This is a genomic window from Streptomyces sp. NPDC001728, from assembly GCF_040297565.1.
GTDB lineage: Bacteria > Actinomycetota > Actinomycetes > Streptomycetales > Streptomycetaceae > Streptomyces.
In genome coordinates this window covers 156,952-183,276 of sequence record NZ_JBEOZK010000001.1, presented here as the reverse complement: position 1 = coordinate 183,276, position 26,325 = coordinate 156,952, and the positions used below count along the sequence as shown (strand labels likewise).

Sequence of the window (26,325 nt, the reverse complement as noted above, 5' to 3'; positions counted from 1 at the left end):
CCTACGGCGTCCGCGGTATCCGCGTGGCTCCTGCCGCGTCCGCGGTAGCCGCGTACGCCACCGGCGGCAGCGCGAAGTGCGTCCGTGTGCGGGACGACCGGCGACAGGTCCGGCGGACAAGATCGGGGGGACATCCAGGAGCAGGAGTCGTACGAGGAGAAGGAGCACCTCATGTCCGTCCGTCACGTGCTTGCCGCACCTGCGGCCGCACGCGCTTCGGTTCAGCCGCTCGCTGCCGATGCCTGTGCCCTGACCACCGGGCGACTCGTGGGCGTCGTGGCCGCACCGGTGGCCCCGGCCGGCGTGGTCATCGGCCGGCCGGCCCTCGTCCGTTCCCGCCGCACCGGCCGACCGGCCGACCGCCCCCTCCGCTTGCGCGTGTCCGCGTGAGAGCGGGACAGGGACACGAGGAGACGATGATGGCAACCGGGACCGCTCCCACGGGCGGGACTCTGGCGGGCCTGGGCCGCTTCTGTTTCCGGCGCCGCCGCCTGGTCCTCCTGATCTGGATCATCGGTGTGATCGCCGTGGCGTTCGCCGGATTCGGCTACGGCGCCGCCCCCGACAACGACTTCTCCGGAGGAGACTCGCAGTCGGCCAGGGCGCAGCAGCTGATGGAGAAGCACTTCCCCGAGGAGCAAGGGGACAGGCTGACTCTCGCGGTCAAGGCCGAAGAGGGGATCGACGATCCTGCCGCAAAGCAGAAGATCGAGAAGGTCATCGCCGAGCTCGCCGACTCGCCCGTGACCGGACCGGTGACCTCGCCGTATCAGGACAAGAGCCTGGTGACGGCGGATCGACGGATCGCCCGTATGACCATCCCGCTCAGCGACAAGGAGGTGGAGAAGAGCGAGGTCAAGCCCTTGGTGGACACGGCCAGGAACGCCTCCGGCGACGGTGTCACGCTCGCGCTGGGCGGGTACATGGCGGAAAAGGCCGAGACGCCCCCGCAGGGTCCGGCCGAGAGCGTGGGCCTCCTGGCAGCGGCCGTGATCCTGTTCGTCGCGTTCGGATCACTGGTGGCGATGGGCCTGCCGATCGCGACCGCCCTCCTGGCCATTGTGGGCGGTCTCGCCCTGATGAAGCTGGTGGGGCACCTGGTTCCCGCGCCGAACTTCGCTCTCACTTTCGGCGCGATGATCGGGCTCGGCGTCGGCATCGACTACGCGCTGTTCATCGTGACCCGTTACAAGGACGGCCTCGAGGAAGGTGACGACCCCGAGAGCGCCACGGTCAAGGCCATCACCACCGCGGGGCACGCGGTGCTCTTCGCCGGTACGACCGTCGTGATCGCGCTGATGGGCCTGCTCGTCATGGGACAGCGGCTGATGACCGGGTTGGCCGTCGCCACGTCGATCACGGTGCTCGTCACGATGATCGGCGCCCTGACGCTGCTGCCCGCGCTCCTGGGCTTCACCGGAAACAGGATCGACTCGCTGCGCCTGCCTCGCCGCGCGTCCCGCCGGAACCAGTCCGTCGGTGCACCGTCCCAGGAGCGCCGGACGCTCGCGGAGCGTTGGGCCGGTGCGGTGCAGCGCAGGCCGCTGGTCGCCGGGCTCCTCGCCGGCGGGACCCTGCTGGTGCTGGCCGTCCCCACGCTGTCGATGCGGCTGAGTCAGCCCGACGCCAGCGTCCAGCCCCGCGACCGGAGCAGCTACATCTCGCACGAGATCCTCTCCGAGGGCTTCGGGCCGGGCTACGGCGCACCTCTGGTCTTCGCCGCCGAGATCGACTCCGAGGGCGCTGATCTCGCTCCCCTCGTCGAAACGGTCCGCAAGACCGAGGGCATCGCCTATGTCACGCCGCCCCGGGCCAGCGCGGACGGGAGGGCCGTCACCTTCCTCGCCTTCCCCGTGACCGGGTACCAGGACGAGGCGACCGCGGACCTGGTGCACAAGCTCCGCGACGACGTGCTGCCCGGGACATCGGGCGGCGAACAGGTCCTCGTGGGCGGACCGAACGCCGGCACCATCGATGTCGCCGACGAGGTCGGCTCGCGCCTGCCCCTGATGATCGTGGTCGTCGTCGCGATGTCCATGGTGCTGCTGATCGCGTTGGTCCGGTCGGTCACGATCGCTCTGCAGGCCGCCGTGATGAACCTGCTGTCGATCGGCGCCGCCTACGGTGTGCTGGTGGCGGTCGTGCAGTGGGGATGGCTCGGCCCGGCCCTCGGGTTCCCCGCCGCCATGCCGGTCACGACGTGGACACCGATGATGATGTTCCCGATCCTGTTCGGCCTGTCGATGGACTACCAGGTCTTCCTGATCTCGCGGGTTCGTGAGGAGTACGAGCGGACCGGCGACACCCGCGCGGCCGTCGCCCGCGGGCTGGCGCGGACCGCGAAGGTGATCACAGCCGCAGCCGCCATCATGATCGCCGTCTTCACCACCTCGCTGCTCGGCCCCGATGTCTCCGTGAAGCAGGGCGGTCTGGGCATGGCCGTCGCCGTGCTCATCGACGCCACCATCGTCCGGATGATCTTCGTCCCCGCGGTGATGGAACTGTGCGGCAAGGCCAACTGGTGGATGCCCGGACGCCGGGCACCGAAGACGACCTCGACCGCACCGGCCGGGGCGGGGGAGGCGACCAGGGTCTGACTCCTCCTCAAGTCGCAGTGCGGGGAGCCCCCGGAGGGCCTCTTGGGTGAGGCCCCGGTGAGCAGGCGACGACGAAGCCCCAGGTCTCTGACCTGGGGCTTCGTTCAAGAGAGCGGATGACGGGAATCGAACCCGCGCTATAAGCTTGGGAATCACCCGGTACTTGAGCGACCTGACAGCCTCTGACCTGCGAAAAGGTCATCAGACGCAGAGCACTCGACCACCTTGCTGTGCCTGCTGTTGACCGCTGTTCACCGTCTCTACTGGCACGTTGTGGCACGCGCCCTGACGATCGTCGCTGAAGGCAAGGGGCAGGGATGGGGTGCGTACTCGATGCCTCACCCGTCAGTCGCCTTGAGGTCTCCAGACGACGGCTTGCTTGCCGGCCACCCGTCCACACACCCATGCCACGGACAGCCCGGCCAGTGCCACGGCTCCGAGTCCGACCGCCAATAGTGTGGTGGACATCCAGCCGCCCTTGCCCAGATTGATCAGCAGTCCACCCAGCGCGGCCGCGACAAGGACACCGATCGCTCCTACGGCGCTGAGGGGCAGAGCCAGGTTCCACAGGGCGATGCGGCGGTAGAACGCCTGGTCGGTGCGGTATGCCGAGAGCGGCCCCAGAGCCTTGGCCTGCTCGAGGAAGATGCCTGCCGCACCGAGCGCCCCCGCGGCGGCGAGTGCCACCAGTCCGAGCAGAGCGATGTCGAGCATCCAGCGGATCTGTGCTGCCTGTGCGGCGGAGCCGAGGACCCAACCCTGTCCCGGCAGCGCGGTCATGGGGCCGATGAGGTGCGCGTACGCGGCCTCCTCGATGCTGTTGAGTCCGGTGTCTCCGTCCCGGTTGATGACGAGGAATCCGTACATGACCTTGTCCCCGTTCTCCGGCGCGGCGCAGTGGCAGACGGTGGTGACCGGGGCGCTGGTCAGGTCCTGTGCGCGGAAGACTTGCACGCCGGCCGCGCTGAGGCTGGAGAACACCTGCGCGGGCTTCTGGGGCGTGGCAGGGCATTCGCGCAGCTCGCCGAGGTGCGCGAGAGCTTCGCAGGTGCCGGTCAGCCGGATTCCCGGTTCGCCCTGGCTGGGCCGGGACTCCGGTGAGTACCTGAGAACTCGGTTCGGTCCGACCGCTTCGACGAACGCCGGAGCGGTCGCGGGGATGTTCCGGGACCGTACTTGTACGAGCTCCGCTCCGGCTGCCTGGTACCGCTCTCGTGCGGCTTCCACCGGGCCGGCGAACTGCGTGGTGAGGACCTGTCCGAGGGTGACGATGCCCAGGCCGACGACCAGGGCCGCGCTGAGCCGCGCCAATGTCGCGGGGCGGGCCTGGAGCCATCGTCCCGCGACGATTCGAACGGGATCGCCCGCCTTCTGGCCGCGCCCTGCCACGCGTCCGCCGATGAGTCGGGCCAGCTGACCTGCGGAATGCGGCAGGGCAGCCAAGGTGAGGACGGCGCCGGCGACGAAGGCGATACGTCCGCCTGCGCCGCGCTCCTGCGAACCCCAGGCCGTGACCAGGAAGCCCAGAAGGAAGATCCAGAGGGGCCAGCGGGCCTTGCCCCGGAGGGCCGCGGCGGGGCGTGACCCCTTGCGTACGGGACGACGGATGCTGGCCAGCACCGTGAAGAGCACCAGGGCCGCGAATACGGCGAGGACGACGAAGAGCAGCTGGGGCAGGGCGGTCTGCAGATCGGCGGACCACACCTGGTAGCCCGTGAAGGGCAGGGTGGGAGAAGAGGTCCAGGCAACCGTGCCCAGGAGCAGTCCTGCCACGGCCACTCCCATGCCGATCGGCGCCCAGGCTTCACCTATGACGACCAGTGCCCGTGTGGTCGTGGGCGCTCCGAGGGCGTCCAGGAGGGCCAGGCGCCGGTCGCGCGTCTCCGCTCGGCTGCGAACGGCGACCATGATCAGTGCGGCGCAGGGCAGTGCCGCCATGATCAGCACAAGCAGATCCAGCTCGGCGAGCCCCCTGTCGAACTGATGGGAGGCCACGAAGAACATGCGCCGGTCCGGGTTGCCGAATCCTCGGATGCTGGAGGTGGGCTCGAAGACCTCGTCGAAGAAATCGGCCCGGGCGGGGTTCACGTAGGCGATGAGTTCGGAGGCGTCGGCGAGACCGCCGGGGGCGACCGTCCCCGCGAGCTTCCCGTACCTGGTGCCCATCTCCCGAGCCTCGTCGAGGAGCGCGGGCGACAGATATGCCCGTCCGGGCTTCGGCCAGGCATTCAGCCCGGGCGGTGGGGCCGCCTGTGCCTGCAGCGGGCGGACGTAGATGACTGACACGGCGCGCTCGTTGACGGAGTCGGGGCGTTCCCACCAACGTGCGATCGCGGTGTCGGCGGCCCCCTCGGACACGGGGACCGGGTTGCGCGCTGTCATTCGGGCATCGCGCTCGGCGTACACGGAGTGGGCGGCTGCGAGTGCCCACAGAGTGATCACGGCGAGGAACGCGGCACACATCAGCGAGGCGCGGTGTACACCGCCGCCTGTGCCACGGCCACCGCGGCGACCCACGGCCAGGGCGAGGCCGGTACGACCACCCCATCTCCCGACCATCGGCGTGGCTCGCGCGGTCTCGACAGATCCGGGCGGTTTGGTCGCACGAGGCGTGGAATTCGTCATCAGCCGGCCACACCGTCCTGGTGGAGCTTTCCGTCCCGCATGACCAGCACGCGGTCGGCGCGCGCGGCGATCTCGGGGTTGTGGGTGACGACCACCAGTGAACAGCTGCGCTGCTTCGGCAGAGCGAACAGGAGGTCGGCCACGGCGAGTGCCGCTTCGCCGTCCAGCGCTCCTGTGGGTTCATCGGCGAGGACCAGCCGAGGGTTTCCGATCAAGGCTCGGGCCACAGCGGTGCGCTGGCGCTCACCGCCGGAGATGACCCCGGTCTCCCCGGCGGCCACATGGCCTACGCCCAATTCGTCCAGCAGTTCCTGTGCCCTGGCGTAGGTCTCGCCTGCTGAGGCGCCGGCCATGAGAGCCGGCAGCGCCACGTTCTCCAGGGGGCTGAGTTCGGGAAGGAGTTCCCCGAACTGGTAGACCATGCCGATGGAGCGAAGCCGGACCGCGGCTCGTCGGCCTGCTGACACACCGGTGAGCGCCTGGCCGTCGAGGGCGATGCTGCCGCCGGTGGGTTCGAGCAGACCGGACAGGCAACTGAGCAGCGTGCTCTTTCCGCAACCGCTGGGCCCGGTGACGGCGACGCTCTCACCCTGGCCGACTGACAGGTCAACCCCTCTGAGGATGGCCCGTCCGGCGACGTCGTAACTCAGGTCACGGACGTCCACGCCGGCGATGTTGGTCTTCTGCATGGGGGCGGCTCCGGCTCGATATCGGGAAACGAAGAAGCGGTGGAGGGTGCGGAGTCGGCAGGCGACTCCGCACCCTCCACCTCAACTTCTAGTAGCGGTACTCCCAGCTCGACCACGAGTCGGGCGCGAAGTCCCGGATCTGGTGAGCCTGGTGGCGGTACACGTGGTCGCTGCTGGAGCCACTGGCCTCGCAGTTGCCGTTGCCGCTGTACTCCTGCACGGCGCCGTGACCACCGCTGTCGCGGTAGTAGTTGCTCTCGACAGCGTTGCCGTCGGCGTCGCCGTCACATATCTGCACGGCCTGCCAGGAGTTGATGGCCGAGGAGCACGTGTTGTACGTGCACACCTTGGCCTCGGCCATCGGGGCGCTCATCAGCACCGCCGAGGTGGCAAACAGGCCCGCTACGATACCCGCACGCCTTCGCATAAAGGTTCTCCTTGTTCGGGATGGACTGCGAAAGGTCAGGTGGGCATGGCATGGCGAGTGCTGTGCCCACCGTCTTGTTCGGGCGACCCGTCCCACACAGAGTGATGACCCAAGTGCGGGGCGGGAAGCCCGAAGGAAGATCGCACGGTCGGCTCTGCCAGACAAGCGACTCGCGCACCCGTAGGTGCTTATTCCGCTTTGCGTTCTGTACGGATGCGTGGGGCGCGTCGGAGAGTGGACTTGGCCAGGTCCCACGGCATCACGTTGAGTCGAACCCCGGCCCCCCGTGGAGGCAAAAGCAAAGGTGCGAATGGAGTAAATGGTGCACCGCGTGTAAGCCGTGAGTTGACCGGAAACGGCTTACCGGTTCGGTTGTCGTGGCGCGAAACCCCACCCGATGCAGGGCGTGACAGGCGGGCATATGCATCGCGCTCACGCCTCACCCCGCCGGGGATCCTTCGGTTCCTCGTCGGGTAGGTGGGCGCCACCCGGAAGGCGAGGATCCCTTCGGGAGGTCCGTGTTGACGAACCCTCCATTCCACATGAGCGACGCGCCTGGTCCCGGTCGCCGAACGGGGAACCGGCTGTACGGATCACCGCCACGGGGAAACGACAACTTCGCCTGGGTGCAGTACGTGCTCGAAGCGTTGGTTCCTGGCGGTCGAGCGGCGGTGGTCATGCCGGTGAAGGCAGGTAACTCGGTGAATACCTCCGAACGCGAGATCCGCCGTGCGCTGATCCGCAGCGGAGCTGTGGAGTGCGTCATCACGCTGCCGCCTCACCTGTTCTCCGCAACCCCCGTGCCGGTTTCCCTGTGGTTGCTACGAGGGGTCGAGCAACCGGTGTGCGAAGGCATCCTGTTCGTCGACGCTCAGGAGCTGGGGGAGAAGGAGCGGCGTCGGCGAGTGCTGCGGGTCACGGATCGCGAGGCGATCACGACTGTGGTGCGCCCATGGCTCGATGGAGAGGAGTGCTCGGACGTCGGGGAGTACGGGCTGCGTGCTGCCGACCGAGCAGCTCCGGTGCGTGGAACTCCTCGGTGAGCTCGGCCGACGCGGTGAGGCGTATGCCTCGTACACCTCCGCACTTGGTCGACTGCGCGCTGAACTCGCCGAGCACCTGTTGCACGGCTCGGTCGAGCCTCTGTGGCGGCGCACCGGCGGCCGATCCCCCCGACCGCCCTCCCCTCATCCGTGACCCTCGAAAGGATCGAGCCCATGCCCGAACAGACAGCCTCTTCCGGACGCACGTGGCGGCTGTGGCTTGCACTGTGCGTTGCCTGCTCGGTGGTGGTCGGCCTCGTCGTGAGCCTGCTCGTACTTCGATCAGGTGCCAACACCACTGATGTCGTGCTGGCCGGGGGAGGCGGCTTCGCGACCTCTTTCGCCCTCTGCCTCGCGCTGCCCGCGGCTGTGCGCCGACTCAAGCGACTGAGCTGACCCGGACCGACAGTCTGTGCGGAGGCTTCGGCCGCGACCCTCGGATCGGAGCGGGTGTCCAAGCTGAGCAGCAGGCACCAGCATCGGGAAGCGGTCCTTCTCGGCCATCGCTCGTGCCGCGTGGAACCCCTCCTGCGTCCTTGTCGACCTTCTGGAAAACGACGAAGCCCCAGGTCTCTGACCTGTGTACCAAGCCGTGCTGAGTCTTCACGGGTGGACGCCAGAGGGCTTCCTTGAGGACGTCGACCTCGCACTCCTCGCCGGTGGAGGTGTCGGTGACGATCAGCCGCGCGGAGAGCGGGTCGGTTTCCAACGCTTGTACCTGCCAGCCGCGTTGTTCCAGCCCGACGCGCACGGCGGCGGCGATCTGCTCCATCGGCTCCGGGTTCTCGGTGGCGACATCGAGGTCCTTGCTGAGCCGATCGACCAGTCCGTGTGCCTGGACGGCGTAGCCACCCGTGAGCACGAGCGGGTAGACATCGCCCACGGCGAGGACATCCGCGAGGAGCCGCCGGTGCAGTTCCGTGAGATTCACGCAGCAGCCTGGGCATCGGGCGTCAGTTCGTTGAAGGCGTCCTCCCAGACATCGCGGATGTCCCGGCTGATCAGTGTGCGCAGGACGGGCCACATGGCGATGAGCAGTTCCCGGTTCAGGTAATGGACCAGGTCATCGTGCTGCCCTTCGGCCAGCACGATCCGGTAGCAGCCCATCCGCAATCGGGGCTGGTCGAGGTCGAACCGGGACAGGCCGGACCACGCGAGGTGCAGCGGAAGGTCGACGTGGCCGCGGGCGGGGCCACCGAGCTCCGAGAGCTTGGCTGGGAGCCGCCTGGCAAATCTGGCTCGGCGGAGCTCGGGAACGCTGGGTGTGGCTGCCATGTCTTGATTATTCCGCAGGAGAGCGAGGCGGCCCCGTGTTTCCGGTACAGGTAACACCCGGCTCAGAGCTTCTACCTGGTCGCAGTGGTAGTAGCTCCGCCGTAAGGGCAGGTCAGGCGACGCCTCCGGCGAAACAATGCAATGTTCATGCCCTCCGCGTGCCCCATCTCGCGGGGCTGAAGGGTGTGCGAGCGACGAGACCGGCCTGCCAACGAAGAAGGCCCAGGTCGCTGACCTGGGCCTTCTCGCAAGAGCGGATGACGGGAATCGAACCCGCGCTATAAGCTTGGGAAGCTCATGTTCTACCATTAAACTACATCCGCAGAGCGGCTGGATGATCCCTGCCGCATCGTTGCACACTGTACCCCATGGTCCACTTGAGGCGAAGCTCACGCCTTTTCGTGTGCGGAGTGCCGTCTGGAGGGTGTCCTCTTCATCCCCTAATGTGGCTGCTCGTCCACCGCATGTGTAGGGGAAGGGACTTGATGGGTTCGATGGAGCGCACCGTCGTCCGTTGTGCCGAGGGGCACGTGTTCAGTACCGCTTCGTTCCCGCTTCAGCAGCTCGGGGCCGGGCGGATCGGGCCAGGGCGGCTGATCCGGTGTCCGCGGTGTGCGCGGCTGCGGCACGCGGTGCCGGTGGAGGCCGGGCGGCGCTGAGCCGTGAGGTGCCGGGGCGCGGGCGGCTGCCGATTGGGGCAGGTCCGCGCCCTCTGCGTATCGTGGGGGCGTGCTTCTCTCAGACAAGGACATCCGGGCCGAGATCGATGCCGGTCGGGTGCGCATCGACCCGTACGACGAATCCATGGTGCAGCCCTCGAGCATCGACGTGAGGCTTGACCGCTTCTTCCGGGTGTTCGAGAACCACCGCTACCCCCACATCGACCCCGCCGTCGAGCAGCTGGACCTGACCCGTGAGGTCGAGCCGGAGGGCGACGAGGCGTTCATCCTCCACCCCGGCGAGTTCGTCCTCGCCTCGACCTACGAGGTCATCACCCTTCCGGACGACATCGCGTCGCGCCTCGAGGGGAAGAGTTCCCTGGGGCGGCTCGGGCTGGTCACGCACTCGACCGCCGGGTTCATCGACCCCGGTTTCTCGGGGCACGTGACCCTGGAGCTGTCGAACCTCGCCACCCTGCCGATCAAGCTCTGGCCGGGTATGAAGATCGGGCAGCTCTGCATGTTCCGGCTCAGCACGCCCGCCGAGTTCCCGTACGGGAGCGAGCGGTACGGCTCCCGGTACCAGGGCCAGCGGGGGCCGACGGCCTCCCGCTCGTTCATGAACTTCCATCGGACCCAGGTGTGAGGCGGTCGCAGGCATGAGTGAAGTACGCGAGAACCTGACGTACGAGGGTTTCGGGCTCGCCGTCCGCGAGCTGGCGCAGGCCGTCGCCGACGACGGTTACGAGCCGGACGTCGTGCTGTCGATCGCCCGCGGCGGTGTCTTCGTCGCCGGCGGGCTGGCCTACGCCCTGGACTGCAAGAACATCCACCTGGTCAACGTGGAGTTCTACACCGGGGTCGGCACGACCCTGGAGATGCCGGTCATGCTCGCGCCCGTCCCGAACGCGATCGACTTCAGCGACAAGAAGGTGCTCATCGCCGACGACGTCGCCGACACGGGCAAGACCCTCAAGCTCGTCCACGACTTCTGCGTCGACCATGTCGCCGAGGTCCGTTCGGCCGTCATCTACGAGAAGTCGCACTCCCTCGTGAAGTGCGAGTACGTGTGGAAGAAGACCGACGAGTGGATCAACTTCCCCTGGTCCGTCTTGCCTCCAGTAAGCAAGTCGGGCGAGCCGCCCAAGCCGAACCTGGAAGCACTGTAGCCCTGGAGCGGTGGTAGGTGCCGACGTTCAGCCCCCGGCTGGTGTCGGTGCCCGCATATCTGCTCTTGCCGTCCACTTCCGGTCCATCCTGCGCCTCGGCCAGGAGGTCGAGGACCCCGGTTCTTCCGGGGCGGTACAACCGGATCGGAAGTGAGACATGGCAAGTAAGCGGACGTGCTGGTGGATGGGTGCCGGGCATCATGGTCGTCGACGGGAGCCGATCGCGCGAGGACGGGTGCGGCAAGTGTGGGAGGCGTACAAACGGCTCTGACTGAGCTGTGGCGGCAGCACTGGCCCAACTGTCCTCCGGTCGGGTACAAGCTCCGCGACCCGTACCGGGATCTCTGGGCGCGCTTCCACAGCCTGCCGGAGTCAAGCGGTACGCAGAGGACGAGAGCGAATACGCCGTCCCAGGCCAGACGGGGTGTGATCCAGGACGGCCTGCCGGACAGTGGCCTGCTCGGCCTCGGACAGAACCTGATGCTCGCGTCGTAGATCTCGATCAACCGCTCAAGGTCTTGGGGTTGGCGTGCCAGGCGGTCGAGGTCGTACGACACCACTCCGTCGATCAGGCCGGTCTTCAAGTCCTTGAGCATCAGCTCGAACTCGTCGCGGACGACGTTCCGCTTGAACGCGGACACGTCGTTGTCCTCGTAGGCCCTCACCGGCTGCCAGGTGCGGAGGTCTGCCAGGCGCTCGCAGTCCGTCCGCTGGCGAGCGACGCCCAGGGCCTCGCCCTCGTCGTCACGCGAGATGCGCGGGTAGACGCCCACCTTGCGCGCCATGATCGGGGCCTCCCCTGCCCGCGACCTGGTCCGTCTGTACCGCAGCAGGTTGCTACCGTCATTCAGTCCATTTGCCACGGTCGGTCGAGCCGCCCGTCGTCAAGCGTGAGGGTCAGGTGCTCGACGCCTGAGCCGCCCCCCGGCGAGACCCGGAAGGCCCCCCCCGGGGGGGGGCCCTTCTCGGTCTCCGGCGCCGCCCATGCGTGCCGCTTCGAGCGACCAGGTTCGCCAAGGCCCGGTACGCCGTCCAGCGGGCCCGTGCAGTCGCCGTCCCGGGCGAGGGCCCGGACGGCCTTGTACGTCTTCGTGCCGGGCGGTCCGTCGACCGGTCCGGCGTACCCGTACCCGTAGCCGCGGACCGCGGTCTGTCACTGCCAGCCGTTGACGCCGATCGCGCCGTCGACCGGCCTGGACCAGTCCGGACGCCCTTCCCCGGACACCTCCCACGCGTTGTACGCCGTGCCGCGCGAGCTGTTCGGATCGCAGGACCGGAACATGGGCGACTGGCGCATGCCGTACCCGTCGTAGCCGTTGTCGAAGCCGGCGTCACCACCGTCGGTGACGTGCGGGCGAGCGCACCGCTCAGCCCCGGCGACCGTTCTCGTCAACTCGCACCCCTCTGGTCAGGTGCGGCGAAGCCACCCACCGTGCTCGCCGCCGAACGAAGACCGAGCCGTCGGCCCGGCCGGACGACCGGTCCGGTGCCGGTCAGGAGACGGTCAGGCCCGCAGCGGCGAGGATCGTCTCCGACCCGCCGGCTGCGAGCCGGGCGACGAGAACGCCCCCCCCCGGACGTCGCTCGCCATCAACCCGCATCGGCACCTGACCTCCTGGAGTCCCTGCGCTGTCGCCCGGCCTCGGACCGGTCAAGACCACCCCATCGCCCGGGCGCGGGCAACCCAACGAAAGCGCGGATTCGGGGCCCGGTTCCGCGCGTTCGTCGGGTTGTCGGCGCCCGGGCGGCCGGATGGGATGAGCGGGCTCGCGAACGTCCGTACGAACCCGTCGGAAGACCGGTACGTACGACCCGCTGCCCGACCCGCCGTAAGACCCGCTGAGGACCCCACCCGAGACCACAGCTCAGGGAGAAGCGATGACCGAGAACGAGGCACGGCACCGTCGTGGCTGCGGCCACGACGACCCCCACGTCCCGACCGGCGTCAGCCGCCGCACCCTGCTGCGGGGAGCGGTCGTGGGCGGCGGAGCGCTCGCCGCCGGCGGCCCCATCCTGCCCTCCACCGCGTACGCGGTCCCCGCGATCTACAACCCCTTCGCCGCGTACGCCATCACCGGCCAGTGGGACCCGCCGAACCACAACGGCGTCGACTTCGGCATGGCCTTGGGGACCTCGCTCCCCGCCTGCGCCGCCGGATCGATCGAGAACATCCCGTACAACGGCACCGGCGGACACACCGTCACCATCCATCACAGCGACGGATACCGCAGCCAGTACACGCACCTGTCGAGGTTCCTGCTCGCCAACGGCGCCTCCGTGGGCCCCGGGACGGTCGTCGGGCTCTCCGGCGGAGCCGCGGGCGCCGACGGCGCGGGCAACTCCACCGGGCCGCACCTGCACTGGCACGTCATCAACCCGAGCGGCGTCAGGGGCAACCCGATCTCCTTCGGGTCCACGCCGCCCCCGGTCAAGGGCGAGGGGCTGACGCTGCAGAAGATCGTCGGCGCCGGCGGCTACACCGGACCCCTGGACGGCGTGCCCGGCAGCCGGACCTGGCTCGGTGTGCGGCAGGCGGTACGGGGCTACGGCTACACCGGCCCGCTCGACGGCGCGCCCGGTGGGGGCACGTACTCCGCGCTCCAGAGGACGGCCCGGGGCGGCGGCTACACCGGCCCGGTCGACGGCGTCCCGGGGACCAACACCTGGACGGCGCTCGCCCGCCTCGTCTGACCGCCTCCGCGCCCGCCGGCCCCGCCCCGGGCGGGCCACCCGGCGGGCGCGGGGCGGGGGACCGCCGGGCCGGACGGGCATCCTCCGCGATCCGGCCTCCCCGCACGCCTTCCTCCACTATCTTCATCGTGCATTCACAGGGCCCCGCGGCCCGACGAATCCGCTCACCTTCCGGTGGCCTGGGCCGCCCGGAGCCGAGGAGGACGATGAGGATCCGTAACGGGCTGCGGCGTGTCGGGGACCTGCCCACGACGAAGGCCGGCGTCGAGAGGGCGTTCTCCTACTTCACCGCGGGGGTCCGGCTCGGCACCGTCGCGCAGATGGTCCCTGCGGTGCAGCTCGGCGCGGCGAGGTCCCCGCACGCCTCCGCCTACGTAGCGTGCTGGGGGGCCGCGGCGCTGGCGGCGGTCGCGGTGAGCGTGGTGACGCTCGTGCGCAGACGGCCGCCGGGGACGGTCGTGTCCGTGCTGGACTTCGCCCTGGCCTGCGCCCTGCTCGTGCTCGGTCCCCTGGTGCTCGCGCCGGGGGACCGTTTCGGTACCTGGGTCGCCTTCCAGCCGGGGTACGCGCTGTCCGTCGTCATCACGGCGGGCGGCGTGCGCGGCCTGGCCCTCTGGGCGGGCAGCCTGCTCGGCGTCGCCGTCTGCTACCTGGTCTATCTCGGCGGCGAGGTGGGCGGCGACATGATCTCGACCGCCGTCGGCAACGTCCTGACCTACGTGGTGTACGCCCTGGTCGCCCGCATGTTCTTCGGGTACACCCGCCGGATCGCGCACGACGCCGACACCTCGCGCGCGCGGGCCGCGGAGCTGGCCCGGCGCGAGGAGGAGCGGCGGGCCCGGGTCATGATGCACAACGGCGTCGCCGTCATGCGCCTGCTGACCGAGCAGAGCCACGGCGCCCCGCGCAGCCGGCTCGTCGACCAGGCCGAGGTGGAGCTCCGGCGGATGCGCTCCTATCTGCGCGGCCGGGGCCCGGACGGGCGCGCGGGGGACGATGCGCGGGCGTACGACGACGGCGCGGGCGACGAGGCGCGGGCGTACGACGACGGCGCGGGCCCGTCGGCGGGGCTCGTCGCCCTGGTCGAGCGGTCGTGCGACCGCTTCGCCGACCTGGGGGTCGTCGCGCTGCTCGACCTCGGCGCCGACCTGCGGATCCCCGCCGCGCAGGCCGAGGCCCTGGAGCGCGCCCTCGACAGCCTGCTGCTGAACGTCCGTACGCACGCCCGCGCGCACGAGGTGGTGGTGCACCTCGACGGCGGCGAGGGCTGGACGCTGAGCGTGCACGACGACGGCGTCGGGTTCGACCCGGCGTCGGTGACCGCCGGGGTCGGGCTGCGCGAGGTCGTCGTCGGCGAGCTGCGCAGGCGGGGCCTGGGCGTGGCGATCGAGTCCGCCGTGGGGGAGGGGACGACCGTGACGGTCCGGTCCCGGGCGGGGACGGAGACCGGTCCACCGGCCGAACGCGACGCCCTCGCGGACGCGTCATGAGGCCCACGGTGGCGGTCGTCGACGACGCCTCGCTGATCCGCGAGTCGATCGGTCTGCTGATGCCCGGCCTCGACGTGGTCGCGGCGACCGCGAACGTGGAGGAGCTGGTGCGCCGGGGCCCGGCCGTGGACGTCGTCCTGCTCGACCTGCACCTGGCCAACCTGGAACAGCAGCCCGACGTCCGCCAGGGCATCGCCGCCGTCCGCGCGCTGACCCGCCGGGGCTACCGCGTCTGCGTCTACAGCCAGGAGGAGCGACGTTTCGTGCTCGCCGCGTGCCTCGCGGCGGGCGCGAGCGGCATCGTGTCCAAGGCCCTGCCGTGCGATCGGGCGGAGCGGCTCTTCCACGAGGTCGCCACCGGAGGCACCGTGGTGCCGCAGCCGGTCGTCGGGATACTCGAAGTGCTCGTCCGGCGCGACTGCATCACCCTGCTGAGCGAGCGCCAGCGCCAGATCCTGCACGGCCGGGCCCGGGGGCTGAGCTACGCCCAGGTCGCGAAGCGGCTGTTCGTGAGCGAGTCGACGCTGCGCGGCTACTGGTACGACCTGACCAGGTCGCTCTCGGACTCGCTGAGCGGTCTCACCCCCGGCGAGATCGAGCGGGCCCTCGGTCTCGCGCCGGGCGACCTCCTGGAGTTCTGGGAGGACCGCCCGGCGGACCGGACGGCGGGCGGCCCGGCGGGCGGCCCGGCGGACCGGACGGCGTGGTGGCGCATCGGCCGTCCGCGCTGAGCGGCCGGGCAGCGGAAAGGCCCCCACCGTGTACCGGCGGGGGCCTTGTCGTACGTCGTGACGCGGTCACGGTGCCGCGTCGCTACAGGGTGCCCAGCTTGATCAGGCTCAGCAGCGCCACCAGCTGGATCGCCGACGCGCCCAGCGCCTTCGGCCACGGCAGGTCGTGGGAGCGGCTGACCATCACGGTGAAGAGTGCGCCGGCCGCCAGCCAGGTCAGCCAGCCGAGGACCTGGACCAGGCCGTTCTCGCCGCCGAGGAAGAGCGCGAAGACCAGCCGGGGCGTGTCCGTCAGCGACATGATCAGCATCGAGAGGCCCACGGTCGGCTGCCAGGCCCCGTCGCCGCCCAGCTGGCGCGCGACGGTGTGGGTGACCGCGCCCAGGATGAGCCCACCGACGACGAAGCCCACGGCCGTCATCAGCACGTACGGGATCGCCGTCGACAGGGTCGCGTTGATCACCTCTTCGCGGGCCTTGTCGAAGCCGAAGATCGCGAGGAGCCCGTAGAGGAAGGTGACGATCAGCGCCGGGCCCCAGACGGCGTGGTCCCGCATCCGCAGGAAGGTATCCGCCGGGCGCAGCACGATGCCGCTCAGCAGCGCCTTCCAGGGGAGCCGGGGGCCCATGGGTACGGGGGCGGGCGGCGGCCCGGCCTGGCCGTAGGGGTCGTCGACGCTGAACATCTGGGTGTGGCCCGGGTTGTTCGCCGTGGACGCGTGCGGGTGCTGCGGCTGCCCGTAGGGGTCGCCGAAGTACTCGGGCTCGCCGTAGGGCTGCTGTCCGCCTTGCTGCCCGCCGTACTGCTGTCCGCCCTGCTGCCCGCCGTACTGCTGGCCACCTTGCTGCCCGCCGTACTGCTGCCCGTCCTGTTGCCCGTACGGAGCAGGGCCCCGGTTCGGGCCCTGCTGGGGCCACTGCTGCTGCGGGTGCGGCGGCGGGGCCGCGTTGTACCCGTACGGCGCCTGCTGCGGTTGTTGTTGCGGGGGGCGGTTGTCCCGGCCGCGTCCGTTCCTGAATCCAGCCACGTCGTCGAACGTACCTGCTTCCGCCGTGCGAGCGCTCCCCGGACCGGGCCTTGCCACTGAGCTGTGACATCCCCTAAGGGACGTCCTGGAGGGGTTTCGGGGGGTGGGCCGGGGGAGTACGGAGAAGGGCCGCCCCGCGACGCACGCGGGGCGGCCCTTCTCGGCCGAGGCTCGGCTCGGGCTCAGACGGCCGGTTCCGGCTCCGAGGGCTCCCGCTCCGGCTCCGGGTCGACCGGGGTCTTCACCGAGTCCAGGAGCAGCTGGGCCACGTCCACGACGGTGATGGACTCCTTGGCCTTGCCCTCGTTCTTCTTGCCGTTGACCGAGTCGGTCAGCATGACCAGGCAGAACGGGCAGGCGGTGGAGACGATGTCCGGGTTGAGGGACAGGGCCTCGTCGACGCGCTCGTTGTTGATGCGCTTGCCGATCCGCTCCTCCATCCACATCCGGGCACCACCGGCGCCGCAGCAGAAGCCGCGCTCCTTGTGGCGGTGCATCTCCTGCTGGCGCAGGCCGGGGACGGCGGACATGATCTCGCGCGGAGGCGTGTACACCTTGTTGTGACGGCCCAGGTAGCAGGGGTCGTGGTAGGTGATCAGGCCGTCGACCGGGGTCACCGGGACCAGCTTGCCCTCGTCGATGAGGTGCTGGAGCAGCTGGGTGTGGTGGATGACCTCGAACTCGCCGCCGAGCTGCGGGTACTCGTTGGCGATGGTGTTGAAGCAGTGCGGGCAGGTCGCGACGATCTTCTTGGCCGACTTCGGCTTCTTCGTCGACTCGTCCTCGTCGTCCTCGCCGAACGCCATGTTCAGCATCGCGACGTTCTCCGCGCCCAGCTGCTGGAACAGCGGCTCGTTGCCCAGACGGCGCGGGGAGTCACCCGTGCACTTCTCCTCGCCGCCCATGATCGCGAACTTGACGCCCGCCATGTGCAGCAGCTCCGCGAAGGCCTTGGTGGTCTTCTTGGCGCGGTCCTCCAGGGCGCCGGCGCAGCCGACCCAGTAGAGGTAGTCGACCTCGGTGAGGTCCTCGACGTCCTTGCCGACGATCGGGACCTCGAAGTCGACCTCCTTGGTCCACTCGACGCGCTGCTTCTTCGCCAGGCCCCAGGGGTTGCCCTTCTTCTCCAGGTTCTTGAGCATCGTGCCCGCCTCGGACGGGAACGCGCTCTCGATCATCACCTGGTAGCGGCGCATGTCGACGATGTGGTCGATGTGCTCGATGTCGACCGGGCACTGCTCGACGCAGGCGCCGCACGTGGTGCAGGACCACAGGACGTCGGGGTCGATGACGCCGTTCTCCTCGGCGGTGCCGATGAGGGGGCGCTCGGCCTCGGCGATCGCCGACGCGGGGACGTCCTTGAGCTGCTCCTCGGTCGCCTTCTCGTTGCCCGACCCCGCGCCACCAGGCGCTGATGGATCCAGCTTGCCGCCGCCCGCGAGCAGGTACGGCGCCTTGGCGTGCGCGTGGTCGCGCAGCGACATGATGAGGAGCTTGGGGGAGAGGGGCTTGCCGGTGTTCCAGGCGGGGCACTGCGACTGGCAGCGGCCGCACTCGGTGCAGGTGGAGAAGTCGAGGATGCCCTTCCAGGAGAACTGCTCGACCTGGGAGACACCGAAGACGGCGTCCTCGGCCGGGTCCTCCCAGTCGATCTCCTGGCCGCCCGTGGACATCGGCTGGAGCGCGCCGAGGGCGGTGGAGCCGTCGGCGTTGCGCTTGAACCAGATGTTCGGGAAGCCGAGGAAGCGGTGCCAGGCGACGCCCATGTTGGTGTTGAGCGAGACGACGATCATCCAGGTGAAGGACGTGACGATCTTGAGGCACGCGAAGCCGTAGGTGAGGTACTGGATCGTGCTCAGGTCCAGACCGTCGAGCAGCGCGATCAGCGGGTACGAGGCGAAGAAGCCCGGCTCCCAGCCGGTCACGTGGTGCTGGACGCCTTCGAGGGCGCGGAGCGTCATGATGCAGACGCCGACGATCAGGATGACGGCCTCGACGAAGTAGGCCTGGCCGGTCTTGGATCCCGTGAAGCGGGACTTGCGGCCGGCCTTGGTCGGCCTGCTGAGCTGCCGGATCACGATGAGGGTCACGATGCCGAGGACCGTCATCAGACCGAGGAACTCGGTGAAGATCTCGTACGGCAGCCAGTCGCCGATGATCGGGATCAGCCAGTCGGCCTGGAAGAGCTGGCCGAAGGCGTTGACGATCGTCAGGAGCAGCGAGAAGAAGCCCACCGCCACGAACCAGTGCGCGAAGCCGACGATGCCCCAGCGGTTCATCCGGGTGTGGCCGAGGAATTCCTTGACCAGCGTGAGGGTGCGCTGCTTGGGGTCTCCGGTGCGTGTGCCGGCGGGTACCGGCTGACCGAGCCGCACGAAGCGGTAGATCTGCACGGTGGCGCGGCCGAACAGCGCGACGGCCACCACCGTGATGGCGATCGACACGATGATCGCGGCGAGTTGCATGACGGGCTCCTCGGGCGGGCCTACTAAGCGGTAACTTATTGAGTTCCCGCTGAGATTACCCGGTCACGGCGCCGCGCTGTAGCGGCGCTCGCGGTGATATGTGTCGCTCAGGCAGACCTATCCGCGCGACACGGGCGAAACCGTCCGTGTGACCCGGGGAAACCTTGCCGCGCGACGCCTGCGGACTGCTGGAAGCGTACGCGCCAGGATCGTCAGATCCATCCCCAGCCAGTGGTGGTCCACGTAGTGGAGGTCGAGCAGCTCACGCTCCTCCCACGGCAGGTCCGAGCGACCGCTGATCTGCCAGGGGCCGGTCAGCCCCGGGCGTACGGAGAGCCGGCGGCGGCCCTCGCCCGCGCACTCGCGGTGGCCCGGGGTCAGCGGACACGGTCCGACCAGCGACATCCGGCCCACGATCACGTGCAGCAGCAGGGGCAGCGCGGCCAGCGGGCCCCTGGTGCGGAAGGTCAGCATGGTGAAGGGCCGGCCGTCGAGACCCGCCACGGTGCGGCGGCGCAGCACCGCGCCGCCGCCGCCGAGGGTGACGGACAGGGCGGTGCCGGCGATCAGCGGCGAGAGGGCGAGGAGCAGGAGCATCCCGCCCGCCAGGTCGAACGCGCGCTTCGCCGTCATGCGGTCACACCCTCCGGCGGGAATCCTGGGATATGTCCGGACTCTCTCATGCGAACCCGGGCGAATGGGGGAGGACGCGCGCTGCGAGTGGTCCTGTGAGCGTCCTTACGGGTGAAGAGTTGAGTCGACCCGACTCAGGTCTGTTGACGTACTCCGGTCGGTCATGCATCCTTGAGTCAGATCCACTCAAGTACGTCAGCTGGAGGAATCGAAATGGCACGTGCGGTCGGCATCGACCTGGGCACGACTAACTCCGTCGTCAGCGTTCTCGAAGGCGGCGAGCCCACCGTCATCACCAACGCAGAGGGCGCCAGGACCACGCCGTCCGTCGTCGCCTTCGCGAAGAACGGCGAGGTGCTCGTCGGCGAGGTGGCCAAGCGTCAGGCCGTCACCAACGTCGACAGGACCATCCGGTCGGTCAAGCGCCACATGGGCACCGACTGGAAGATCGAGATCGACGGCAAGAACTTCAACCCGCAGCAGATGAGCGCCTTCATCCTGCAGAAGCTGAAGCGCGACGCCGAGGCCTACCTGGGCGAGAAGGTCGTCGACGCGGTCATCACCGTGCCGGCGTACTTCAACGACTCCGAGCGCCAGGCCACCAAGGAGGCCGGTGAGATCGCGGGCCTCAACGTCCTGCGCATCGTCAACGAGCCGACCGCCGCGGCCCTCGCGTACGGCCTCGACAAGGACGACCAGACGATCCTCGTCTTCGACCTCGGTGGCGGCACCTTCGACGTGTCCCTCCTGGAGATCGGCGACGGCGTCGTCGAGGTGAAGGCCACCAACGGTGACAACCACCTCGGTGGTGACGACTGGGACCAGCGCGTCGTCGACTACCTGGTGACGCAGTTCCAGAACGGCCACGGCGTCGACCTGGCCAAGGACAAGATGGCTCTCCAGCGTCTCCGCGAGGCCGCGGAGAAGGCGAAGATCGAGCTGTCGTCCTCGACCGAGACGTCGATCAACCTGCCCTACATCACGGCTTCCGCCGAGGGCCCGCTGCACCTGGACGAGAAGCTCACGCGCGCCCAGTTCCAGCAGCTGACCTCGGACCTGCTCGACCGCTGCAAGGTGCCGTTCCACAACGTCATCAAGGACGCGGGCATCAACCTCTCCGAGATCGACCACGTCGTTCTCGTCGGTGGTTCGACCCGTATGCCGGCCGTCGCCGAGCTCGTCAAGGAGCTGACCGGCGGTCAGGACGCCAACAAGGGCGTCAACCCGGACGAGGTCGTCGCCATCGGCGCCGCGCTCCAGGCCGGTGTCCTCAAGGGTGAGGTCAAGGACGTCCTGCTCCTCGACGTGACCCCGCTGTCCCTCGGCATCGAGACCAAGGGAGGGATCATGACCAAGCTCATCGAGCGCAACACCACGATCCCGACCAAGCGGTCCGAGATCTTCACGACGGCCGAGGACAACCAGCCGTCCGTCCAGATCCAGGTCTACCAGGGCGAGCGCGAGATCGCGGCGTACAACAAGAAGCTCGGCATGTTCGAGCTGACCGGTCTGCCGCCGGCCCCGCGCGGGGTCCCGCAGATCGAGGTCGCCTTCGACATCGACGCCAACGGCATCATGCACGTGACCGCGAAGGACCTGGGCACGGGCAAGGAGCAGAAGATGACCGTCACCGGCGGCTCCTCGCTGCCGAAGGACGAGGTCGACCGGATGCGCCAGGAGGCCGAGCAGTACGCGGACGAGGACCACCGTCGCCGCGAGGCCGCCGAGTCCCGCAACCAGGGCGAGCAGCTCGTCTATCAGACGGAGAAGTTCCTCAAGGACAACGAGGACAAGGTCCCCGGTGACGTCAAGGCCGAGGTCGAGACGGCGCTCGTCGAGCTGAAGGAGAAGCTCAAGGGCGAGGACACCGCGGAGATCCGTACGGCCACCGAGAAGGTCGCGGCCGTCTCCCAGAAGCTCGGCCAGGCGATGTACGCCGACGCCCAGGGCGCCCAGGCCGCCGGCGGCGACGCGGGCCAGCAGGCCCCGGCCGACGACGACGTCGTCGACGCCGAGATCGTCGACGAGGACAAGCCGAAGGGTGGCGCTGCCTGATGTCGAAGGAGACCCCGGGCTTCGAGGAGAAGCCCGACGTCCCCGCCGACGGCACGCCCGAGGAGACCGAGGCCGCTGCCTCCGCCGACAAGGCGGAGGGGGCGGCCCCGGCCGGGGACGCTACCGACGTAGCCCTCCTGGCGCAGCTGGACCAGGCCCGTACCGCGCTCGACGAGCGCACCGCGGACCTCCAGCGGCTCCAGGCCGAGTACCAGAACTACCGCCGCCGCGTGGAGCGGGACCGGGTCACGGTCAAGGAGATCGCCGTCGCGAGCCTCCTGAGCGAGCTGCTGCCCGTGCTCGACGACATCGGCAGGGCCCGGGACCACGGTGAGCTCGTGGGCGGGTTCAAGTCGGTCGCCGAATCGACGGAGACCGTCGTCGCCAAGATGGGCCTCCAGCAGTTCGGCAAGGAGGGCGAGCCCTTCGACCCGACGATCCACGAGGCCCTGATGCACTCGTACGCGCCGGACGTCACCGAGACGACGTGCGTGGCGATCCTGCAGCCGGGGTACCGGATCGGCGAGCGGACCATCCGGCCCGCCCGTGTGGCCGTCGCCGAGCCCCAGCCGGGCGCGGCTCCGGCCAAGGCGGAGGAGTCGGTGGACGCCGACAAGTCCGACAAGTCCGAGAAGGACAGCGAGTAACAGCGATCACCGGAGCAGTCCGGAAGGAGGGACGTCGATGAGCACGAAGGACTTCGTCGAGAAGGACTACTACAAGGTTCTCGGCGTCCCCAAGGACGCCACCGAGGCCGAGATCAAGAAGGCGTACCGGAAGCTCGCCCGCGAGAACCACCCGGACGCCAACAAGAACGACACCAAGGCCGAGGAGCGCTTCAAGGAGATCTCCGAGGCCAACGACATCCTCGGCGACCCCAAGAAGCGCAAGGAGTACGACGAGGCCCGCGCCCTCTTCGGGAACGGGGGCTTCAGGCCGCCGGGAGGACCCGGCGGCGGCTCGTTCAACTTCGACCTGGGCGACCTCTTCGGAGGCGCCCAGGGCGGCCCCGGCGGCGGCGGTGGCTTCGGCGGCGGTGGCGGCATCGGGGACGTATTCGGCGGCCTGTTCAACCGCGGCTCCGGCGGGGGCACCCGTACCCAGCCGCGGCGCGGCCAGGACATCGAGTCCGAGGTGACGCTCAGCTTCACCGAGGCCATCGAGGGCGCGACCGTACCGCTGCGGATGTCCAGCCAGCAGCCGTGCACGGCGTGTTCGGGGACCGGCGACAAGAACGGCACCCCCCGGGTGTGCCCGACCTGTGTCGGCACCGGGCAGGTCTCGCGCGGCAGCGGCGGCGGCTTCTCGCTGACCGACCCGTGCGTGGACTGCAAGGGCCGCGGTCTGATCGCGGAGAACCCCTGCGAGGTCTGCAAGGGCAGCGGCCGGGCCAAGTCCTCCCGGACCATGCAGGTCCGCATCCCGGCGGGCGTCAGCGACAACCAGAAGATCCGGCTGCGGGGCAAGGGAGCGCCGGGCGAGCGCGGCGGGCAGAACGGCGACCTGTACGTCGTCGTGCACGTCGACACCCACCCGGTCTTCGGCCGCAAGGACGACAACCTCACCGTCACCGTGCCGGTCTCCTTCACGGAGGCGGCGCTCGGCGGCGAGGTGAAGGTGCCGACCCTCGGCGGCCCCGCGGTCACCCTCAAGCTGCCCGCGGGCACTCCGAACGGCCGGACCATGCGTGCCCGGGGCAAGGGCGCGGTCCGCAAGGACGGCACCCGCGGCGACCTCCTCGTGACGGTCGAGGTCGCGGTGCCGAAGGAGCTGGACGACAAGGCACGCGATGCCCTGGAGACCTACCGCGAGGCGACCGCCTCGGAGGACCCCCGGGCGGAGCTGTTCCAGGCCGCGAAGGGAGCGTGACCCGGTGGACGGGCGCCGACGCAATCCGTACGAACTGACCGACGAGTCGCCGGTGTACGTCATCTCGGTGGCGGCCCAGCTCTCCGGTCTGCACCCGCAGACCCTGCGGCAGTACGACCGTCTCGGTCTGGTCTCCCCGGACCGTACGGCCGGCCGCGGCCGGCGCTACTCGGCCCGTGACATCGAGCTGCTCCGCCAGGTGCAGCAGCTGTCGCAGGACGAGGGCATCAACCTGGCCGGGATCAAGCGGATCATCGAACTGGAGAACCAGGTCGCCGCCCTGCAGAGCCGGATCGCGGAGCTGTCGGCGGCCGTCGACGGCGCGGCGGCGGCGATGCGGCAGCGCGAGGCCCAGGTGCACGCCTCCTACCGGCGCGATCTGGTGCCGTATCAGGACGTGCAGCAGGCGAGCGCACTGGTGGTCTGGCGCCCCAAGCGCGGCGAGTAGGACGACGGTCACGAGGCCCCCTCCACGGGTGTGGAGGGGGCCTCGTGCGTTGCCGTGGGCCGGGGCCGGGGCCGGGGCCGGATGCCGGGTGCCGGATGGCTCCCCGCTCAGACGTCCTTCTGGTCCGGCGCCCGGTCGAGGATGCCCGACTGGGCGATGAGGTAGCCGAGCTGGGCGCGGCTGCCGCTGCCGAGGGTGGCGGCGAGTTTGGCGATGTGGGCGCGGCAGGTGCGGACGTTCATGCCGAGGCGGCGGGCGATGGCCTCGTCGACATGGCCCTCGACGAGCAGTTTGGCGATGGAGCGCTGGACGCCGCCGATGCCGTCCACGGAGGGGCTGTAGGGGATCTCCTCCTCCCAGGGCACGCCGTGCAGCCAGAACTGGTCGAAGACGCCGACGAGGTACTGGACGAGGCCCTCGTGGCGCAGTTCCAGGGCGACCTGGCGGTCGCTGCGCGCGGGCACGAAGGCGACCTTGCGGTCGACGATGATCAGCCGGTCGACGATCTCTTCCAGGGTGCGCAGTTCGAGCCCGTAGGGGGCGACGCGTTCGACGTAGGCGAGGGTGGCGGGGTGGTGTCGGGCCGTGTGCTGGTAGAGCGTGCGCATCCGGACGCCCCGGTCCAGGAGCGGTTCCATGCGGCGCAGTGCGGCTTCCAGTGTCTCGGGGCGGCGGCCGCTGCCGGGCTGGATGGTGAGGAGTTCGACCGTGCACTCGTTGATGACCCGGTCGAGGGTGGCGTTGATGACGCTGAGGCCTTCGAGAACCGTGATGGCCTGGGCGCCGGAAGGATCCTGCGTGTGGATCGCCATGAACGGCTCGAACGCGTCGGCCAGGGCGATGGCGTGCTGCCGGCGGACCTGTATCTCCTGCTCGATGGGATGCACGAGCTGGTTCAGTGCGATCGAGGGCGGCACGGGGTGCAGCCACTCGCCGTCGTCCGGGTCCGGGTGGAGGAGGGACAGTTCCTTGAGGCAGGGGGCCGCTTCGGCGTCCGCCCGGGCTATGCGGCCGGTGCGGAGCGCACTCGCATAGAGCTCCTTGCCCACGTCGCATAGTTCACCGTGACTGTGCTTATGACCGGACTCGTCGCATTCTCGCCTCATTTGCACCCCCCTCAGGGTCATGAATTACAGGAACATGATGCCCGGGTTGGCTGGTGGAAAGGGTCGGGAGTGAGCCATCGTCTTACTCGCGGGGGGGAGGTAGTGATCAAAAGAGGTGGAGATCGGCCATGACCAGGATGGTTCGTGCACTTAGCGCCATAGCCGTTGCGGCGGCTGCTCTCGGCGCACTCGCCGTCGGCGAGCCCTCGTGGGAGAGCACCCCGGCGCATTCCGTGGCAGGGCCGGGCGAGCCCTCGTGGGAGAGTATTCCGTCCCACGACGTGTGGGCGGGACCGACGGAGCCCTCGTGGGAGGTCGCTCCGAGGGACGGCAACACGCCCGACGAGCCCTCCTGGGAGATCGCTCCCAGGGGTGCGGGCGCGTGACCGTGCCGCCGGACGACCCCAGGTTCCGCCGGGAGATGGCTTCGGCCTACCGGTCCGGGTGGCACTTCGTCGACCTCGCCACGGCCATCCCCCACCGTGGTGACGCGTTGCGGGTGACGCTCTTCGGAGAGCCGATCCTGGTGGCACGGGAGCAGGACGAGGACGTCCGCGCGTACCGCTGCCTCCGCCGCCCGCGCGGCGCCCCACAACCGATCCGCTGTGCCATCCGGTACGGCATGATCTTCGTCAACCTCGACCAGCGGGACCACCAGCTGATCGAACCAGAGACCATCACCGCCACCCCCCGCAGTGCCTGAGCGATTCCCCCGTCGTTGTAGATCGCTCCGGCACTTCCCCCACACAGCGGCGCCATCGCGGACCTGAAACGCGATGGCGCCGCTGTGCTTTTCCCTGTCCCGGACCGGGCGGGCTGCCGTCCGCCCGCCGTCAGGCGCGGCCCATCGCCCGGGTGAGGGCGATCTCGATGACCACCCGGTCCGGGTTCGGGGCCGGCGTGCGCCCGTAGCGCTCCGCGTAGCGCGCCACCGCGTCCGCGACGGTCTCCGCCTCCGTGCGGACGTGCGCGACGCCCTCCAGGGTGGCCCAGCGCCCCTTGTCGACCTGGCAGACCGCGACCCGCGCGCCGTCCGCGCCCGCCGCGAGCACGTTGGCGACCTTCCGGCTGTTCTTGTTGGTGATGACCCGCGCGTACCCCTGCTCGGGGTCGTAGGTGACGCCCACCGCCACGACGTGGGGGGTGCCGTCCGGGCGCGGGGTGGTCAGGGTGCACATGTGGTACTCGCGCCAGAAGCTGAGGTACGAGTCGGAGGGGTTCCTCGGGTCTGTGGCCATGCCCGGAAACTACACTCCCGATACCTTGAGCGGATGGGACTCAACTTTGTGTACCCTGGAGGGGTCATAAAGGGAGAGGACCCACGAG

The 26,325-nt window shown here is 69.5% G+C and carries 23 protein-coding genes, 1 tRNA gene and 2 pseudogenes; 13 read left to right on the top strand and 13 right to left on the bottom strand.

The features are described from left to right. Positions 1-419 precede the first annotated feature (419 nt). Positions 420-2,597 carry an MMPL family transporter gene (locus ABT154_RS00815; RefSeq protein ID WP_351851129.1) on the top strand — a complete coding sequence of 726 codons (2,178 nt, stop codon included), beginning with the start codon at positions 420-422 and terminating at the stop codon, positions 2,595-2,597. Between the two features lie 345 nt (positions 2,598-2,942). Here ABT154_RS00815 and ABT154_RS00810 read toward each other — a convergent pair whose 3' ends face one another. From ABT154_RS00810 to ABT154_RS00800, 3 genes are all read right to left on the bottom strand, one after another. Further along, positions 2,943-4,979, bottom strand: coding sequence for an FtsX-like permease family protein (locus ABT154_RS00810; RefSeq protein ID WP_351851126.1), 2,037 nt, complete (start codon positions 4,977-4,979; stop codon positions 2,943-2,945). A gap of 242 nt (positions 4,980-5,221) precedes the next feature. After that, on the bottom strand, positions 5,222-5,911 hold the full coding sequence (locus tag ABT154_RS00805) for an ABC transporter ATP-binding protein (protein ID WP_351851124.1): 690 nt from the start codon (positions 5,909-5,911) through the stop codon (positions 5,222-5,224). Between the two features lie 88 nt (positions 5,912-5,999). After that, the gene (locus tag ABT154_RS00800; protein ID WP_351851121.1) at positions 6,000-6,284 is read right to left on the bottom strand and encodes a hypothetical protein; all 285 of its coding nucleotides are present in this window, start codon (positions 6,282-6,284) and stop codon (positions 6,000-6,002) included. 572 nt (positions 6,285-6,856) lie between these two features. Here ABT154_RS00800 and ABT154_RS00795 point away from each other — a divergent pair. Together ABT154_RS00795 and ABT154_RS00790 are read left to right on the top strand one after the other, a co-directional pair. Then, positions 6,857-7,381 (top strand): N-6 DNA methylase, encoded by a 525-nt coding sequence (locus ABT154_RS00795; RefSeq protein WP_351851118.1) that lies wholly within the window; start codon positions 6,857-6,859, stop codon positions 7,379-7,381. 174 nt (positions 7,382-7,555) lie between these two features. Beyond that, positions 7,556-7,777 carry a hypothetical protein gene (locus ABT154_RS00790; RefSeq protein ID WP_351851116.1) on the top strand — a complete coding sequence of 74 codons (222 nt, stop codon included), beginning with the start codon at positions 7,556-7,558 and terminating at the stop codon, positions 7,775-7,777. Between the two features lie 187 nt (positions 7,778-7,964). Here ABT154_RS00790 and ABT154_RS00785 read toward each other — a convergent pair. The 3 genes and pseudogenes from ABT154_RS00785 to ABT154_RS00775 all read right to left on the bottom strand — a co-directional run. Further along, a pseudogene (locus ABT154_RS00785) lies at positions 7,965-8,312 on the bottom strand (nucleotidyl transferase AbiEii/AbiGii toxin family protein); the annotation flags it as partial. Continuing rightward, the gene (locus ABT154_RS00780) at positions 8,309-8,656 is read right to left on the bottom strand and encodes a transcriptional regulator (RefSeq protein WP_351851114.1); all 348 of its coding nucleotides are present in this window, start codon (positions 8,654-8,656) and stop codon (positions 8,309-8,311) included. The gene ABT154_RS00780 and the pseudogene ABT154_RS00785, both read right to left, overlap by 4 nt. A gap of 252 nt (positions 8,657-8,908) precedes the next feature. Then, positions 8,909-8,979, bottom strand: a tRNA-Gly gene (locus ABT154_RS00775). 406 nt (positions 8,980-9,385) lie between these two features. On the opposite strand from ABT154_RS00775, the gene dcd reads away from it, so the two are divergent. After that, on the top strand, positions 9,386-9,961 hold the full coding sequence (gene dcd / locus ABT154_RS00770; RefSeq protein WP_055642613.1) for a dCTP deaminase: 576 nt from the start codon (positions 9,386-9,388) through the stop codon (positions 9,959-9,961). Positions 9,962-9,974: 13 nt separating this feature from the next. Next, positions 9,975-10,484 (top strand): phosphoribosyltransferase, encoded by a 510-nt coding sequence (locus ABT154_RS00765; protein WP_351851111.1) that lies wholly within the window; start codon positions 9,975-9,977, stop codon positions 10,482-10,484. 506 nt (positions 10,485-10,990) lie between these two features. Here ABT154_RS00765 and ABT154_RS00760 read toward each other — a convergent pair. Next, positions 10,991-11,269 (bottom strand): annotated as a pseudogene (locus ABT154_RS00760) (recombinase family protein); the annotation flags it as partial. A gap of 368 nt (positions 11,270-11,637) precedes the next feature. Further along, positions 11,638-11,877, bottom strand: coding sequence for a hypothetical protein (locus ABT154_RS00755; RefSeq protein WP_351851109.1), 240 nt, complete (start codon positions 11,875-11,877; stop codon positions 11,638-11,640). A 485-nt stretch (positions 11,878-12,362) separates the two neighbouring features. Here ABT154_RS00755 and ABT154_RS00750 point away from each other — a divergent pair, with 485 nt between their 5' ends. The 3 genes from ABT154_RS00750 (at position 12,363) to ABT154_RS00740 (ending at position 15,396) form a co-directional block, all read left to right on the top strand. Beyond that, complete coding sequence (locus ABT154_RS00750; protein WP_351851107.1) at positions 12,363-13,175, top strand: M23 family metallopeptidase; 813 nt, start codon at positions 12,363-12,365, stop codon at positions 13,173-13,175. Positions 13,176-13,381: 206 nt separating this feature from the next. Next, positions 13,382-14,665, top strand: coding sequence for an ATP-binding protein (locus ABT154_RS00745; RefSeq protein WP_351851105.1), 1,284 nt, complete (start codon positions 13,382-13,384; stop codon positions 14,663-14,665). Next, positions 14,662-15,396 carry a response regulator gene (locus tag ABT154_RS00740; protein ID WP_351851103.1) on the top strand — a complete coding sequence of 245 codons (735 nt, stop codon included), beginning with the start codon at positions 14,662-14,664 and terminating at the stop codon, positions 15,394-15,396. Before ABT154_RS00745 ends, ABT154_RS00740 begins: the two co-directional genes overlap by 4 nt. A gap of 82 nt (positions 15,397-15,478) precedes the next feature. Here ABT154_RS00740 and ABT154_RS00735 read toward each other — a convergent pair whose 3' ends face one another. From ABT154_RS00735 to ABT154_RS00725, 3 genes are all read right to left on the bottom strand, one after another. Then, positions 15,479-16,423 carry a Yip1 family protein gene (locus tag ABT154_RS00735; RefSeq protein ID WP_351851100.1) on the bottom strand — a complete coding sequence of 315 codons (945 nt, stop codon included), beginning with the start codon at positions 16,421-16,423 and terminating at the stop codon, positions 15,479-15,481. Positions 16,424-16,605: 182 nt separating this feature from the next. Next, a complete protein-coding gene (locus tag ABT154_RS00730) occupies positions 16,606-18,888 on the bottom strand; it encodes a (Fe-S)-binding protein (RefSeq protein ID WP_351851098.1) in 2,283 nt (760 codons plus the stop codon). 117 nt (positions 18,889-19,005) lie between these two features. Continuing rightward, on the bottom strand, positions 19,006-19,521 hold the full coding sequence (locus ABT154_RS00725) for a sugar transferase (protein ID WP_351851096.1): 516 nt from the start codon (positions 19,519-19,521) through the stop codon (positions 19,006-19,008). Between the two features lie 213 nt (positions 19,522-19,734). Here ABT154_RS00725 and dnaK point away from each other — a divergent pair, with 213 nt between their 5' ends. The 4 genes from dnaK to ABT154_RS00705 are packed head-to-tail and all read left to right on the top strand — an operon-like array spanning position 19,735 to position 23,893. Next, the gene (gene dnaK / locus ABT154_RS00720) at positions 19,735-21,576 is read left to right on the top strand and encodes a molecular chaperone DnaK (RefSeq protein ID WP_317873088.1); all 1,842 of its coding nucleotides are present in this window, start codon (positions 19,735-19,737) and stop codon (positions 21,574-21,576) included. Continuing rightward, positions 21,576-22,223 carry a nucleotide exchange factor GrpE gene (gene grpE, locus ABT154_RS00715; RefSeq protein WP_351851093.1) on the top strand — a complete coding sequence of 216 codons (648 nt, stop codon included), beginning with the start codon at positions 21,576-21,578 and terminating at the stop codon, positions 22,221-22,223. Before dnaK ends, grpE begins: the two co-directional genes overlap by 1 nt. Before the next feature lie 37 nt (positions 22,224-22,260). Then, positions 22,261-23,445 (top strand): molecular chaperone DnaJ, encoded by a 1,185-nt coding sequence (gene dnaJ / locus ABT154_RS00710; RefSeq protein WP_351851090.1) that lies wholly within the window; start codon positions 22,261-22,263, stop codon positions 23,443-23,445. 4 nt (positions 23,446-23,449) lie between these two features. Then, positions 23,450-23,893, top strand: coding sequence for a heat shock protein transcriptional repressor HspR (locus ABT154_RS00705; protein WP_015034631.1), 444 nt, complete (start codon positions 23,450-23,452; stop codon positions 23,891-23,893). Between the two features lie 107 nt (positions 23,894-24,000). Here ABT154_RS00705 and ABT154_RS00700 read toward each other — a convergent pair whose 3' ends face one another. Beyond that, on the bottom strand, positions 24,001-25,020 hold the full coding sequence (locus tag ABT154_RS00700) for a helix-turn-helix transcriptional regulator (RefSeq protein ID WP_351851086.1): 1,020 nt from the start codon (positions 25,018-25,020) through the stop codon (positions 24,001-24,003). 361 nt (positions 25,021-25,381) lie between these two features. On the opposite strand from ABT154_RS00700, the gene ABT154_RS00695 reads away from it, so the two are divergent. After that, on the top strand, positions 25,382-25,702 hold the full coding sequence (locus ABT154_RS00695; protein ID WP_317873093.1) for a (2Fe-2S)-binding protein: 321 nt from the start codon (positions 25,382-25,384) through the stop codon (positions 25,700-25,702). 130 nt (positions 25,703-25,832) lie between these two features. On the opposite strand, the gene ABT154_RS00690 is transcribed toward ABT154_RS00695, so the two are convergent. Further along, a complete protein-coding gene (locus ABT154_RS00690; protein WP_351851083.1) occupies positions 25,833-26,237 on the bottom strand; it encodes a pyridoxamine 5'-phosphate oxidase family protein in 405 nt (134 codons plus the stop codon). Between the last annotated feature and the right edge of the window lie 88 nt (positions 26,238-26,325).

Coding starts and splice junctions, on each gene's coding strand:
- ABT154_RS00815 (WP_351851129.1), top strand. CDS start 420: ATGGCAACCGGGACCGCTCCCACGGGCGGGACTCTGGCGGGCCTGGGC.
- ABT154_RS00810 (WP_351851126.1), bottom strand. CDS start 4,979: ATGACAGCGCGCAACCCGGTCCCCGTGTCCGAGGGGGCCGCCGACACC.
- ABT154_RS00805 (WP_351851124.1), bottom strand. CDS start 5,911: ATGCAGAAGACCAACATCGCCGGCGTGGACGTCCGTGACCTGAGTTAC.
- ABT154_RS00800 (WP_351851121.1), bottom strand. CDS start 6,284: ATGAGCGCCCCGATGGCCGAGGCCAAGGTGTGCACGTACAACACGTGC.
- ABT154_RS00790 (WP_351851116.1), top strand. CDS start 7,556: ATGCCCGAACAGACAGCCTCTTCCGGACGCACGTGGCGGCTGTGGCTT.
- ABT154_RS00780 (WP_351851114.1), bottom strand. CDS start 8,656: ATGGCAGCCACACCCAGCGTTCCCGAGCTCCGCCGAGCCAGATTTGCC.
- ABT154_RS00765 (WP_351851111.1), top strand. CDS start 9,975: ATGAGTGAAGTACGCGAGAACCTGACGTACGAGGGTTTCGGGCTCGCC.
- ABT154_RS00750 (WP_351851107.1), top strand. CDS start 12,363: ATGACCGAGAACGAGGCACGGCACCGTCGTGGCTGCGGCCACGACGAC.
- ABT154_RS00745 (WP_351851105.1), top strand. CDS start 13,382: ATGAGGATCCGTAACGGGCTGCGGCGTGTCGGGGACCTGCCCACGACG.
- ABT154_RS00740 (WP_351851103.1), top strand. CDS start 14,662: ATGAGGCCCACGGTGGCGGTCGTCGACGACGCCTCGCTGATCCGCGAG.
- ABT154_RS00730 (WP_351851098.1), bottom strand. CDS start 18,888: ATGCAACTCGCCGCGATCATCGTGTCGATCGCCATCACGGTGGTGGCC.
- ABT154_RS00725 (WP_351851096.1), bottom strand. CDS start 19,521: ATGACGGCGAAGCGCGCGTTCGACCTGGCGGGCGGGATGCTCCTGCTC.
- dnaK (WP_317873088.1), top strand. CDS start 19,735: ATGGCACGTGCGGTCGGCATCGACCTGGGCACGACTAACTCCGTCGTC.
- grpE (WP_351851093.1), top strand. CDS start 21,576: ATGTCGAAGGAGACCCCGGGCTTCGAGGAGAAGCCCGACGTCCCCGCC.
- dnaJ (WP_351851090.1), top strand. CDS start 22,261: ATGAGCACGAAGGACTTCGTCGAGAAGGACTACTACAAGGTTCTCGGC.
- ABT154_RS00700 (WP_351851086.1), bottom strand. CDS start 25,020: ATGACCCTGAGGGGGGTGCAAATGAGGCGAGAATGCGACGAGTCCGGT.
- ABT154_RS00690 (WP_351851083.1), bottom strand. CDS start 26,237: ATGGCCACAGACCCGAGGAACCCCTCCGACTCGTACCTCAGCTTCTGG.